The 12,100-nt window shown below is 66.0% G+C and carries 10 protein-coding genes, 1 pseudogene and 1 riboswitch; of the genes and pseudogenes, 4 read left to right on the top strand and 7 right to left on the bottom strand.

The annotated features are described in order from the left end of the window. Positions 1-230: 230 nt before the first annotated feature. Positions 231-599: a hypothetical protein gene (locus tag B2D37_RS18440; protein ID WP_079204062.1), complete on the top strand. Its 369-nt coding sequence runs from the start codon at positions 231-233 to the stop codon at positions 597-599. Positions 600-894: 295 nt separating this feature from the next. On the opposite strand, the pseudogene B2D37_RS18435 reads toward B2D37_RS18440, so the two are convergent. The 5 genes and pseudogenes from B2D37_RS18435 to cobG all read right to left on the bottom strand — a co-directional run. Then, positions 895-1,083 (bottom strand): annotated as a pseudogene (locus B2D37_RS18435) (LysR substrate-binding domain-containing protein); the annotation flags it as partial. 27 nt (positions 1,084-1,110) lie between these two features. Further along, positions 1,111-2,772, bottom strand: coding sequence for a precorrin-3B C(17)-methyltransferase (cobJ, locus tag B2D37_RS18430; RefSeq protein WP_079204060.1), 1,662 nt, complete (start codon positions 2,770-2,772; stop codon positions 1,111-1,113). A gap of 94 nt (positions 2,773-2,866) precedes the next feature. Then, positions 2,867-3,619 carry a precorrin-2 C(20)-methyltransferase gene (locus B2D37_RS18425; protein ID WP_079205034.1) on the bottom strand — a complete coding sequence of 251 codons (753 nt, stop codon included), beginning with the start codon at positions 3,617-3,619 and terminating at the stop codon, positions 2,867-2,869. A gap of 23 nt (positions 3,620-3,642) precedes the next feature. Further along, positions 3,643-4,269, bottom strand: coding sequence for a precorrin-8X methylmutase (locus tag B2D37_RS18420; RefSeq protein WP_079204059.1), 627 nt, complete (start codon positions 4,267-4,269; stop codon positions 3,643-3,645). Then, entirely contained in the window at positions 4,262-5,617 is a 1,356-nt protein-coding gene (gene cobG / locus B2D37_RS18415; protein ID WP_079204058.1) for a precorrin-3B synthase, read from the bottom strand. The genes B2D37_RS18420 and cobG overlap by 8 nt, the downstream gene beginning before the upstream one ends. 181 nt (positions 5,618-5,798) lie before the next feature. Beyond that, a riboswitch (cobalamin riboswitch) is annotated at positions 5,799-5,993 on the bottom strand. Positions 5,994-6,189: 196 nt separating this feature from the next. Between cobG and cbiE the strand changes: the two genes are divergently transcribed. The 3 genes from cbiE to B2D37_RS18400 all read left to right on the top strand — a co-directional run bounded on the left by cbiE (position 6,190) and on the right by B2D37_RS18400 (position 9,026). Next, positions 6,190-7,392 carry a precorrin-6y C5,15-methyltransferase (decarboxylating) subunit CbiE gene (gene cbiE, locus B2D37_RS18410; RefSeq protein ID WP_079204057.1) on the top strand — a complete coding sequence of 401 codons (1,203 nt, stop codon included), beginning with the start codon at positions 6,190-6,192 and terminating at the stop codon, positions 7,390-7,392. After that, the gene (locus tag B2D37_RS18405; RefSeq protein ID WP_079204056.1) at positions 7,389-8,108 is read left to right on the top strand and encodes a cobalt-precorrin-6A reductase; all 720 of its coding nucleotides are present in this window, start codon (positions 7,389-7,391) and stop codon (positions 8,106-8,108) included. The genes cbiE and B2D37_RS18405 overlap by 4 nt, the downstream gene beginning before the upstream one ends. A 201-nt stretch (positions 8,109-8,309) precedes the next feature. Beyond that, positions 8,310-9,026 carry a ferredoxin gene (locus B2D37_RS18400; RefSeq protein WP_079204055.1) on the top strand — a complete coding sequence of 239 codons (717 nt, stop codon included), beginning with the start codon at positions 8,310-8,312 and terminating at the stop codon, positions 9,024-9,026. A 50-nt stretch (positions 9,027-9,076) separates the two neighbouring features. On the opposite strand, the gene B2D37_RS18395 is transcribed toward B2D37_RS18400, so the two are convergent. Continuing rightward, complete coding sequence (locus B2D37_RS18395; RefSeq protein ID WP_079204054.1) at positions 9,077-10,630, bottom strand: PAS domain-containing methyl-accepting chemotaxis protein; 1,554 nt, start codon at positions 10,628-10,630, stop codon at positions 9,077-9,079. A 147-nt stretch (positions 10,631-10,777) separates the two neighbouring features. Next, the gene (locus B2D37_RS18390) at positions 10,778-12,091 is read right to left on the bottom strand and encodes a DUF1329 domain-containing protein (protein ID WP_079204053.1); all 1,314 of its coding nucleotides are present in this window, start codon (positions 12,089-12,091) and stop codon (positions 10,778-10,780) included. Between the last annotated feature and the right edge of the window lie 9 nt (positions 12,092-12,100).

Raw genomic sequence — 12,100 nt, 5'->3', positions numbered from 1 at the left:
GTCTTGGGTGGCGGAGGGCAATGGAGTGCTTGCCTGCGGTACGTTGCCTTGCCGCCAAGCGGTGTCGAATCACGCAAAGGGCACGGATGTATTTAGCGGCCAGACTGGCCGCTTAGTGACGGTCGCGAATAGCGCTAATGCCTACGAGTCGCCGTAAGTGTTCGTTAACAGACAGATGCCTGCGCGGCCTCCACATTTGAAGACAACAGCATTCGAATCGCGAGGTCATTATGGACATCCTATCCACGAGGGGCGCCAGCTATACGAAACGCCTGGAGCCGACCTCTGAACTCAACTCGTGCTTGAGCCTGCTTACCGTCGACGCTAGAGCATGGTGTGCCCAAGCACCCGTCATCCAGGCAAGGCAGCCCCAGGCTTGCAAGCTGCACGAATACACACAGCAGCAGGTCAGTAGCACTGGCCAGCTGGAGGCCGAAGCGCAACACACCTTCGACAGACTAATCGTCGGCAGATCGGTATTCAGAAAAAGCTGGCGGCTTGGGGTAATGCGTGAGCTTTTCAAGATCAAGGACGAACTGTTGAGCACCAAGGTGAGGGGCAAGCTCATAACCTTTCTCAAGGAAACTCATTTCAGTTGAATGGGCGTTATATATAACCCGTGCGGCTGTCGCGACACGGGTTATCGGCTGTGCGCCAAACGCTCTTTTCGCTCGATTCAACCTGTCTATTTGAGTGGTTTTTCTTGTCACGCTATTTACCACGACACCCATGCAGTACGCCGCTGGTGAATTTGAGATAAACCGGCAGTTCGGGGCCTCGAAATCACCCGGCCCTAATGCCATAGATACATCTGAACGACTGCTGTTGGCCGATTTCATCCTGGTACGACCGGCGGCTACCGCCCCCACGCAAGCAATGGCACTGCTTGCGTCATCAGCTACCCAGCTCTTCGACAATGAGATCGATGAAGCGCCTGACGCGGGGTTCCAGCAGGCGTTTGCTCGGACAAATTGCCACGATCTCCACGTCGCCAGCGTCGAGGTCGACTAGTACCTGCTGCAGGCGGCCGGCAGCCAAGTCCTCGGCAAGCAGAACGTCCGGCAGCAACGCAATGCCGAGGCCCGCGACAGCGGCGGGACTCGACCCATCCTACGGCTGTGGATAACTCCTCGGCGTATACACCCACTCGCCGCCATCGGCGCGGGGAAAACGGCAGGTCTGGCTGGAGCCGATAATCACCAGGGTGCGCATATCTACTTGCTCGGGGGTGAGTTCGCCGAGGGTCAGGTTGCGCAGGGTTTCGCCGGGGCGGCCGATATCGCGGCCGAGTACCACGACAGTCTGCGGGCTGCGCTGCTGACGGAGGATGTCCAGGGCGCGGCCGAGCTGCCAGGGACGGGCCTTGGAGATAGGGTTGTAGAAGGCCATCACCAGATCGGCGGCGGCGGCATGCTGCAGGCGCTTTTCGATAATCGCCCAGGGCTTGAGGTTGTCCGACAGGGAAATCAGGCAGAAGTCGTGACCCAGCGGCGCGCCGGCCTTGGCGGCGGTGGCCAGGGCGGCGGAGACGCCGGGGAATACCTGCAATTCGACCCGCTGCCATTCGGCGTCGGTCGATTCGTGCAGGGCTTCCAGCACGGCGGCGGCCATGGCGAACACGCCGGGGTCGCCGGACGACACCAGCACCACCCGGCGACCACTGGCGGCCAGCTCGAAGGCATGCCGGGCGCGCTGCATTTCTTCGCGGTTATCGCTGCAGTGGCGCACCTGCTCCGGGCGTAGCGGGCCGGCCATGTTGATGTAGGTTTCGTAGCCGAGCAGGTCCTGCGCCTCATCCAGCGCCTGGCGGGCGGCGGGCACCATAAATTCGGCGGCGCCGGGGCCGAGGCCGATCACAGTCAGGCGACCACGGGGCCGGCCGAGTTGCGCGGCGTCGATGGGCGTAGCGGCCAGCAGCAGGCGCAGGCTGGCGTGCTGGCTGTGCAGCGGCGGCAGTTGCTCGGCGTCGTCGATAAAGCGCAGTGGCAGCTTGAGTTGCGCGGCGGCGGCGTGCAGCTCGGCGTTGGCCATCAGCGCCGGCGCGGCCAGCAGGCAGGCGAGGCTTTGTTCCGCCAGGCCGCTGGCGTGCAGCGCCTGTTGTAGCTCGCCGAGCAGTCCGGGGCTTGGTAGTTCGATCAGCGCCGCCACCTGCTGCGGATAGATCAGCAGCTCGTCGGCGTGGGCGGCGCGGCTATGCGGGCCGATATGGATAACCCGCGAGGCGTGCTCAGCTACCGGCAGCTTGGCCTGGGCCAGCCAGGGCGCGTCGCCTTCGATGCGCACGGACTGGCCGCCGAGCAGGTCGCTGACAAAGGCTTTGCCCTGTTCGAGGTCGGCCAGCACATAGCCGGGCGGCGGGTCGAGCAGACAGGTGCCGAAACGCAGTTCGCCGCTGGTGGTGATGGCCGCGCTGACTTGCAGCTGAGCGGCAAGCTCCCGCGCCATGCGGTTGACCCCGCCGAGACCACCGAGCAACGGCACCACGGCGCTACCGTCTTCGGCCACGGCCAGCACTGGCGGTTCGCTGCCTTTTTCGCCGAGCACCGCGGCCAGGCTGCGAATCACGATGCCAGCGGCGCACAGGGCGATGATCGGGACGTTGCGGCGATAGAGCGCGCGCAGGTTGTCGCCGAAGTCTTCATAAATCCGCTCTACGCCCTCGACCCGGCCGCGCAGGCCGTGGATCTGCGCCTGTGGATAAAGCGCCTGGATGCGCCGCGCGCAGGCCAGGGCGGAGGGGCCGAGAATGATGATGGCGGGGGAGTGGTTCATGCGGGTTCCATCTGTTTTGTGGGAGGGGCTTTAGCCGCGAGCCACATAAGACATGTCGCGGCTAAAGCCCCTCCCACGGGTTGTTTGCAGTTTTTCAACCGCGCCATTTTTCGCCGGGAATCACGATCATCGAGAAGTACGGTGACGACATCGGTTCGACCTCGTCCAGCGCCACGATGCGCTGGTTGCCCATGGTGGCGCGTTCGATGTAATGGGCGCGGCCGGCGATGCCCAGCTCCTGCAGCACCCGCCGGACTTTCTCGAAATTGCGCCCCAGCTTCATCACCACCGCGGCTTCGGCGTCCTGCAGGCGGCGCTTGAGTTCCTCTTCTGGGAGTACCCCGGAGAGCACGCTCAGCGATTGGTTGCGGTACACCAGCGGGGTGCCGAGCACCGAGGCGCAGCCGAGCATGGAGCACACGCCGGGCACCACCTCCACCTGGTACTGGCCGGCCAGACGGTCGTGCAGGTACATGTAGGAGCCGTAGAAGAACGGGTCGCCTTCGCAGATCACCGCCACGTCGCGGCCGGCGTCCAACTGGGCGGCGATCTGCACCGCGCAGGTGTCGTAGAAGTCGCTGATCACATCTTCATAGCTCAGCGGCGCGGCGAGCTTCTCGGTGGTCACCGGGTACACCAATGGCAGGCGCTGCTGCGCATCGGTCAGGTGCTCTTCGATGATGCCGAAGGCGTTGCCGCCCTGGCCTTTGTTCGCCTTGGCCTTGGCCACGAAGTAGCCGACCACCGCCGCGCCTTGCAGCAGACGCAGGGCCTTGAGGGTGATCAGCTCCGGGTCGCCGGGGCCGACACCGAGACCGATCAGACGGCCTTTGCCGGGGCGGGCCATGCCGGGTTGCTGCATAGCACCCATCACTCCACCTCCGTGGCCAGGGCGTTGACCGCCGCCACCGCCATCGCGCTGCCGCCGCGGCGGCCACGCACGATTACGTAGGGCACGCCGCGGCTGTCGGCGGCGAGGGCGTCCTTGGACTCCGCCGCGCCGATAAAGCCCACCGGCATGCCGATGATCAGCGCCGGCTTGGGCGCGCCGGCGTCGAGCATTTCCAGCAGATAAAACAGCGCGGTTGGGGCGTTGCCGATCACCACCACGCTGCCGTCCAGGTGCGCGCGCCAGTGCTCCAGGGCCGCCGCCGAGCGGGTGTTGCCCAGCTCGTGGGCCAGATCAATCACGCCCTCGTTATGCAGGGTACAGATCACCGGGTTGTTGGCGGCCAGGCGCGGGCGGGTGATGCCTTCGGCGACCATCCGCGCATCGCAGAGGATCGGCGCGCCCTTGGCCAGGGCAGCCCGGCCGGCCGCTCCGGCACCGGCGGAAAAGCGCAGGTCCTGCACCACATCGACCATGCCGCAGGCGTGAATCAGCCGTACCGCTAGTTTTTCCAGATCGGCAGGGATGGTGCTGAGGTCGGCCTCGGCGCGGATGGTGGCGAACGATTGGCGGTAGATTTCCTGGCCATCGCGGATGTACTCAAGCATTGCGGTTTCCTGTTGCGCAGTGGGCGGCGAACCAGTCGCCGGCCTCGTCGATAGTCATGGCAGCGGCCAGCAGTTGACCGAAACCGGCCACCGCAGGCGTGCGTTGATAAAGCTGGTAGTGGCCGTCAGTGATGGCCAACAAGGTAAAAGGTGCGGTGTGCGCGGCGGCGCAGGAGCGCGGGCAGGCGCTCAGGTGTACCTGCGGCCGTGCGCTGCTGGCGCGCAGGCGCTCGGCCAGGCGCAGGGCATCGGCCTTGCTGTCGCTCAGGCCTTTGCCGCAGGCGGCGGAGCCGGTGCAGGCGATCAGGCTGGTTAAGGGATCATGCGCATCGCTCAGCAGGCCGAGATCGCCCAGCGCTTGCAGTACGGCGTCTGCCGCCGTCGCGGGGATATTCGGCAGCAGCAGGCCCTGCCAGGGCGTCAGGTGCAGGCTGGCGTCGCCGTGCTGTTCGGCCAAATCGGCCAGGGCGCGCAGTTGCTCGGCGTCGATCCGGCCCAGTCGCGCGGCGGCGGCGACCATGCACAGGCCCGCTTGCCGCTGTGGATAAGTGCCGATGGGCGCGCGCGTACTGACCGGCGGACGCTGCCACGCCACGGGTGCGGCTTGCAGGATGAAGGGCAGGCGCGCTTGCAGTTGTTGCAGGAGTTGGCTGGCTGGAATCACGCTGAGCAGCTGGCGCATCCGGCTGTGTGCGTGGCCGGCTAAGTCGAGAAACAACATCAGCAGTTGTTCGATCAGCACGGGCGCCTGCTCGACGTTGACCACGCCTAGTGGCGTCTCACCGGGGCAGCCGGCCAGACCGAAAGCCAGGCGAGTCGGTTGTCCGGGCAGGGCGCTGAGCCAGATATCGTGCGGGTGTTCGAGCATCGCCAGGGCTTCGCCGCCGTCCAGCTGGATGGCGAACTTAGGCGACAGCGCGTGCAGCGCCGGGCTGTCTTGCAGCAGCGCGAGCAGTTGATCGGCCAGCGGCCGGGTATCGAGCAGGGCCTCTGGGTCGAGGCCGGCGGCGGGGCTGAGCAGCAGGTTGCGCACATCGTCTGCGGCCGGATTGCTCGGGCCAAGGCCGGCGGCCAGCAGGCGCTCGATCAGCGGCTTCTCGGCTTCGCGGCGCACGCCCCGAATCTGCAGGTTGCTGCGGTTGGTCAGTTCTAATACGCCGCTGGCGCAGTGGCTGGCCGCCTCGGCAATGGCGCGGGCCTGGGCGCTACTCAATACGCCGCCGGCCAGCTTGACCCGGCAGATGCCGCCGTCCAGGGCCTGGACGATACGCAACAGGCCGGGGCACGCCGATCCCGGTTTTTCGGGGCGTGGTACGGACGGATCGACGGTGGTGGCAAGGTCGCGCAAAGATTCACCAGCTACAACGAACCTGCCTACGATCTGCTGCGCGTCGGCCCTGTTGCGTTAAAAACAGGCCCTAGCTCGCGAGATCGTAAACAGGTTCTACGACGCGGCGACCGAACCAGCAGAGTCCGCCCAAGTGGGAGGGGGACTCAATGGCATCGGTACACCCCGCCCGATGTTGGCACTCGCGACTAGCGTCGTCGGCAGGTCTCCTGGCTGACAGGTCATCATCTGGCGCGGCCTTCCCGGTTACCCAGTGGCGCTGTTGCGGCAGACTCGCTGTTTACAGTTGCGGGGGCAGCTCGGTCACGATCAACAGATCGCTCCGGATTCCCTCTTAGGCCCATTTTAGAGCCTGTCCAGGGGCGTGCGAGCTAGAGCCAGGCAAGGCGGAAATGGCTGAGAATGCGGAGTTTACGAGTAGTAAATGAGCAGTTCGAAGCCATTTCCGCCTTGCCTGGCCGACGCGCAGCAGACCCTGTTCAGGCTCTTGGGCACCGACGAAGGCTGTATTATGCCCGCTTTGTTTGACGCGCAGACACTCTTGCTCGTCGGGCGTGCGTAGAGGAGTAGGTATGACGGCCTGGTTAACCCTGGTGGGGATCGGTGAAGACGGCTATGCCGGCCTGGGCGAGGCGGCCCGCGAGGCGCTGGGCGAGGCGCGTTGTATCGTCGCTGGCGCGCGGCAACTGGCCCTGCTGCCGGCGGATCTGCCGGCCGCGCAAGAGCTGTGGCCCAGCCCCTTCAGTCTGGAGCCGCTGCTGGCCCGGCGTGGTACGCCGGTGTGCGTGCTGGCCAGTGGCGATCCGCTGTTCTATGGCGTCGGCGCCAGCCTGGCGCGGCAGCTGCCGGCCGAAGAGCTGCGGGTGTTCTCGGCGCCGTCCTCGGTATCCCTGGCTGCTGCCCGGCTCGGTTGGCCGTTGCAGGAGGTGACGGTGCTGTCGCTGGTGGCGCGCCCGTTGGCGGCGTTGCAGGCGCGGATTTTCCCCGGCGCGCGCCTGTTGTTGCTGAGCAATGATGGCGACAGCCCGGCGGCGGTGGCTGAGCTGCTGCGCCAGCGTGGCTTCGGCCCCAGCCGCCTGACGGTGCTGGAACATCTGGGCGGGAGCAATGAGCGGCGTGTCGATGCTCTGGCCAGCGACTGGGCGCTACCGCGTGCCGCCGATCTCAATCTGCTGGCGGTCGAATGTATCGCAGCCGCCGATGCGCGCCTGCTGCCGCTGACGCCGGGCCTGCGTGATGAGCTGTATCAACACGACGGCCAACTGACCAAGCGCGATGTGCGCGCCATCACCCTGGCGCGCCTGGCCCCGCAACCAGGCGAGCTGCTCTGGGATGTTGGCGCCGGCTGCGGCTCCATCGGCATCGAGTGGATGCGCGCCCATCCCGCTTGCCGGGCCATCGCCATCGAGGCGGATGAAGGCCGTCAGGCGCATATCCAACACAACCGCGACGCCCTCGGGGTGCCGGGCCTGCAGCTGGTCGCCGGTTACGCGCCCGCCGCACTGGTCGGCCTGGCCGCGCCGGATGCAATCTTTATCGGCGGCGGGGTAACCGTGCCCGGTGTGCTGGAGCAGTGCTGGGCCAGCCTCAAGCCGGGCGGCCGGCTGCTGGCCAACGCTGTCACCCTGCAAAGCGAAGCGGCACTGGTCGCCTGGCGCGAACGGGTCGGCGGTGAGTTGACCCGCATCGCCGTGGCCCAGGCGCAACCGCTGGGCGCTTTCGACACTTGGCGCAGCGCCCTGCCGATCACCCTGCTGGAAGTACGAAAACCGTGAGCGCGCGCATTCTGCTGCTCGGCGGCACCACCGAGGCCTTGCGCCTGGCGCGGCGTCTCGGTCCCACGGCCATCTACAGCCTGGCGGGGCTAGGCCGGGTGCCGGATGACCTGTCGTGCCAGGTGCGCGTCGGTGGTTTTGGCGGAGCCGAAGGCTTGGCAGGATTTATCCGTGAGCAGGGCATCGAACTGCTGCTCGATCTGACTCATCCCTACGCCGCGCAGATCAGCGCCAATGCCGCCCGCGCCGCGCAGCTGGCCGGGATTGCCTGCTGGGCCCTGCGCCGCCCCGGTTGGCAGGCCGCCGCCGCCGATGACTGGCGCGAAGTGGACGATTGGGCCGGGCTGGTCGCCGCCCTGAACGGCTTCCGCCGACCGCTGTTTACCCTCGGCCGCGAGCCGCTGGAACACCTGCACGAGATTCCCCCTCACCAGCACTGGACGGTGCGCTGCTTGCAAGGTCAGGAGGCTGTGCCGCATGCGGAAATCATCGGCGCGCGTGGGCCGTTTGAGCTGAATGAGGAGCGTGCGCTGTTCGCCCGTCTGCGCAGCGATGTACTGATCAGCAAGAACAGCGGCAGCCAGGCCACCGAGCCGAAATTACAGGTCGCCCGCGAACTGGGCCTGCCGGTGCTGCTGCTGCGCCGGCCGAGCTTGCCAGCGGTGGAGCGCGAGTTCGTCAGCCTCGACGACCTCTGCGAGGCCTTGCCGCTGTAGACCTGCAGGGTGGGTTCCGACCGTGAATCCACACACGACAGTGGCGCGGCGCGTAACCCGGCAGACGATGGACCGCGTTGCGCCGCTGGTGGGTTACGCCGCGTCGCGAATGATGTGTTGTTCGGCAACAGCGGCATGCGGCTAACCCACCCTACGTAAACGGATCGCCTGTTAGACTGCCGGCCCGCTCTGGAGGCCGTCATGACCACGTCTGTTTTGCCCTACGCCTGCATTCTCTTCGTCGGCCCCGACCTTGCCGACGGCTCGTTTGCCGAGCTGTTCCGCCAGCGCCTGGCGGCCTTGCGCGGCGCGGCGGCGCTGGCCGATATCGTCGACACTAGCAGCGGTTACGCCGAGCTCTGGCAGCGGGTCAGCGAAGGTCAACGGCCGTTGCTGGTGATCGACCTGGAACCGCAGAGCAGCAGCCCGCACCTCGACTGGCTGCGCAGCGAACTGGGCCAACTGGCCGAGCCCGAGCAGCTGTTTGTCGCCAGTGCCATCGGCCAGAGCGAAGGCTTGCCAGTGGACGCCGCCTGCGCCCTGATCGAACGCCCCGAATTGCACCTGCCCTGCGTGGGCGTCACCGCCATACCGGGGCACCACGCCTGGTCGCAGATCCCGCCGCATCAGCAGCGCCTGCTGCTGTGCAACGGCCCACGCTGCACCCGTCGCGGCGCCCTGGCGCTGTGGAAAAGCCTGCGCGCGCGGCTCAAGGCCGCCGGCAAGCTGGAGTGCGCGGGCGGTGTGCATATCACCCGTACCCAGTGCCAGTTTCCCTGCGACCAGGGGCCGACCCTGAGTGTTTATCCGTCCGGTGACTGGTACCGGGTGCGCAACGAGGCGGAGGTGATTCGCCTGGTGGACGAGCATTTGGTGGGCGGCCGCGAAGTGCCCGAGCTGTTGATGACCCAGGGCTGACCGGCAAGCAGGCTGGCGCCTGCCACAGGGACCTGTCCGACGCCTCGGCATCAGCGGTCATGCATATGCTCGATCAGCGCGCGCTGTCGGCTGGCTTGGCTGCTGACCTGGTCGGCGAGCTCGAGGGTGTCGCGCTGCAGTTGCAGGCTGTGGCTGGCCAGCCCTTGCAGGGCGTGGATCTTCTGGTTGATCTCCTCGGCGGCCTGGCTCTGCTGGTTGCCGGCCTCGGCGATCTGGCTGCTGATGCCGGCGATCTCACCGATGCGCAGGGTGATGTGCGCCAGGGCCTGGGCGGTGGCGTCGACCTGTTCGACGCTGGCCCGCGACTGTTGTAGGCCCTGCTGCATGGCTTTGACTACCTGCGCCGTACCCTGGCGCAGGGCTTCGATCATGCCCTGGATTTCGTCGGTGGAAGCCTGGGTGCGCTGGGCCAGGGAACGCACCTCGTCGGCCACCACGGCGAAGCCGCGGCCATTCTCGCCGGCCCGCGCCGCCTCGATGGCCGCATTCAGGGCCAGCAGGTTGGTCTGTTCGGCGATGCTGCGGATCACTTCGAGAATGCCGCCGATGGCTTGGCTGTGCTGGCTCAATGCGGTGACCGCCGCGGCTGATTGGTCGAGGGTGGCGGCCAGGGCGGCGATGCTCTGGTGCGCATTGCCTACTTGTCGCTGGCCGTCGTCGCTCAAGGCTTGCGCCTGGTGGGTCTGTTCGGCGGCATTGCGCGTGTTGCCCGCCACCTCCTGAATGGTCGCACTGAGTTGTTCGACCGCGGCGCTGATGCCATCCAGGGCCTGTTGCTGCTGCTCGGCTGCCTGATTGCTGGTGCCGAGCAGTTGCCTGGTGTGGTCGGCATGCGCGCTGACCCGGCTGCTGCTGTCGCCGATGCGCGCCACCATGGACGCCAGACGCGCCTCCTGTAGACGATCGCTTAGCTGCAGCTGGCCGATTTCGTCGATACGCCCGGTGTAGATCAGCTGTTTGATCGGGTGCTCAACGATGCGCCGACTGTGCGCCACCAGCCCGGCAAAGGGCTTGGCATGCAGGCTCAACAGCAGCCAGCAGAGACTGACGCACGCGAACAGTACGGCGCCGCCCAGCTGCGGGCTGTGGCTCAGCGCAAGCAGGCCGAGCGGGCTGAAGGCCAGTAATGCCAGCAGGGTCTGGGCGCGGTTACGGGTCAGCCATTGCCAGCGCAATGCCGCCGGTTGCTTGCCCTGGCTGCGGGTACGGTAAATGGCTGTGGCGCGCTGGATCGCCTCAGCCTGGGGCCGGCGATAGATGGCCTGGTATTCGCTAACCTGGCCGTCTTCCATTACCGGGCTGATGAAGGCGTCGACCCAGAACGGCTGGCCATCGGCCCGGCGATTTTTCAGCATGCCCATCCAGGACTGGCCGCGGCCGAGGGTTGCCCAGAGATCCTTGATCGGTCCCAGCGGCATGTCCGGGTGGCGCAGGCAGGAGGCGGGGCGGCCGATCAGGGCGCTTTCGCTGAGGCCGGCCAGACGGCACAGGGCCGGACTGGCATAGAGGATGTTGGCCTGGCTGTCGGTCAGCAACAGCAGTTGCTCGTTGGTCTGGCCCTTGTCTGGCACGCGCTGTGGCATGGCATCCGATCCGTAGTGAAGGTTTGGGCGGGCGGCGGATGCACAGGTAACGGTTGCCCGTGCTGTGCGTGCGCCGCCTGAGTTGAATTCGGGGGGTAATGCGCGAACCGCCCGGCAGCATGCCGGGCGGTATAGGGGGACGGCCTGTCAGTTACCGGTGGCGCGCATGTGCTGCACACTGAACATTTCCGGCTTGCTCATTTCCGGGTCGACCTGACCCTTGAACTGGCCGGTGGTGCAGTGCATGGCTTGCACATCGATCATGCTGAAGCTGTCGTCGATCGATACACCGCTGCCCTTGTTTTTCGCCAGATGGTGATCCGGGTGGGCCTGGCCGATGGTGAAGGTTTTCCACAGCGCGCCCTTGCGGTCATAGGAGACGGTCCGCGGGATGGTGAAGGTCTGCGCGTCCATGTAGTGCACGCGCTTGGACAGCGGATGGCTGCCTTCCACCGGTGCCGCTTCCACCTCGTAGACCTTGCGCAGCTGCCAGGTGATGTTGGGGAAGCAACCGCCCTGGCCACCGAAGGCCACGACCTGGTAGCCGTCGCTGTCCTGGTGGGTCTCGCTGTCCAGGGTCAGTTCGTTGTGGTTGTAGAAGGGCATCAGCATGAAACGGGTGCCCTTGTAGCTCCAGTTCATGTCGGAGATGCGCCCGTTGTAGCCTTCGAAGTCTTCGATCATCAGGTCTGAGCCGAGGAAGGCGTCGGTCACCTGACCGGTGGCCAGGCGCCGCACGCGACGCTGGAAGCCGAGGTAGAGCCAGGAATTGTCGCGTTTGAGATCGTCCTGGGCGCGGTGGATCAGCAGCTGGGTGTTACGCACGTCATAGGGTTCGAGCACCTTGACGTAGATGCCGCGAAACAGCTCCGAGGGGTTTGGCGTGATCGCCGGCTTGGGTGCCTGGTTGACCCGACCGATGAAGTTGAGGAAGTGAAAATCGAACTTGATGGTGCGTTCGACCTTGGCCGACTCCATGTCGCGGTACTTCCAGTAGAACGGCGAGATGGCAGCGCTGTCGCCCCAGTTGTAGCCGTACTTGTAGTTCCAGGCCAGCTTCTCACCGGCGCGCGGGTCATTGCTATCCGGCTCCTGGGGGAACGGCCGACCAGCGACCCAGCCTTCGATCTCTCCGGCCTTGGCGCCGAGCTTGACCTTGTCCTGGCCCTGGCGGGTGGCCTCGACATAATTGGGGTGCAGGTCGAAGGAGGTGGTCTCGCCAACCTGCATGTCCAGCCAGCCCTTCTCGATGAAGCCGTAGAAGGCCGGATCGATGATGTCCTTGAACTGGGCGACGTTGGCCTTGTTGATAGTCAGGCCGGCGCTGAGTCCGGCAAAGGCCGGTTTCTCAGCCTGGTAGGGTTGGAAAGAGCGGTCGATCACGGCCGAGTCGGCCTGGGCGAAACCTGCGCTGATTGCCAGGGCAAGGGCGGCGAAACGGAAGCGGAATTGCTTATTCATGGGTCTTCC

It is taken from the genome of Pseudomonas sp. CC6-YY-74 (assembly GCF_002025205.1).
GTDB classification, from domain to species: Bacteria; Pseudomonadota; Gammaproteobacteria; order Pseudomonadales; family Pseudomonadaceae; genus Aquipseudomonas; species Aquipseudomonas paeninsulae.
This window is presented reverse-complemented; position numbering and strand designations above follow the sequence as displayed.